Origin of the sequence: Siminovitchia fortis, from assembly GCF_007681465.1 — a bacterium.
GTDB lineage: Bacteria > Bacillota > Bacilli > Bacillales > Bacillaceae_C > Siminovitchia > Siminovitchia fortis.
In genome coordinates this window covers 1-521 of sequence record NZ_VEKZ01000171.1, presented here as the reverse complement: position 1 = coordinate 521, position 521 = coordinate 1, and the positions used below count along the sequence as shown (strand labels likewise).

1 protein-coding gene is annotated in these 521 nt (G+C 38.2%); it reads right to left on the bottom strand.

Going from position 1 to position 521, the window contains the following annotated elements; genetic code table 11:
• Nucleotides 1-83: 83 nt before the first annotated feature.
• On the bottom strand, nucleotides 84-521 hold a 438-nt coding region (locus FS666_RS19460), incomplete at its 5' end, for a group II intron maturase-specific domain-containing protein (RefSeq protein WP_280524805.1).

Sequence of the window (521 nt, the reverse complement as noted above, 5' to 3'; positions counted from 1 at the left end):
TTCCTGCTCCCCCTCATCAAACCGTACGTGAAGTTTTCCCTCATACGGCTTTCCGACGTTCTTCTTCCTTTGGCTTTACGGATTTAATTCGCTAATTTCACCAATATGAATTGGACTTTATTTACTGTATCTTGAAGATAGGCATGTTTATGTCGTTTATTCCTTTTCTTGTTATGGAAAAGATTTAAACGTTGTAACACATACCAGTCAATGCGATTCAACCACCTCTTAGACATTGGAGAAAGTTGGTAATAATTCTTGAATCCTTGTAACCTTCGGTTTAGTCCTTTCACCAAATCTTTTATGTCCATAAATAATTTATGTCGAGGTTCCGTATAATCTTTGATTTTCTTTCGCATCTTCTTCATGGCCTTCTTACTTGGGACATGGTTCATGATAAAGAATGTTCGACCACCCTTTTTACGGATGGGGAATTTGCGATGATGGAATCCAAGAAAGTCAAATCCGTCACTGTCATCCCAGATGTTAACGAGTCTTGATTTCTCCTTATGTAGTGAGAG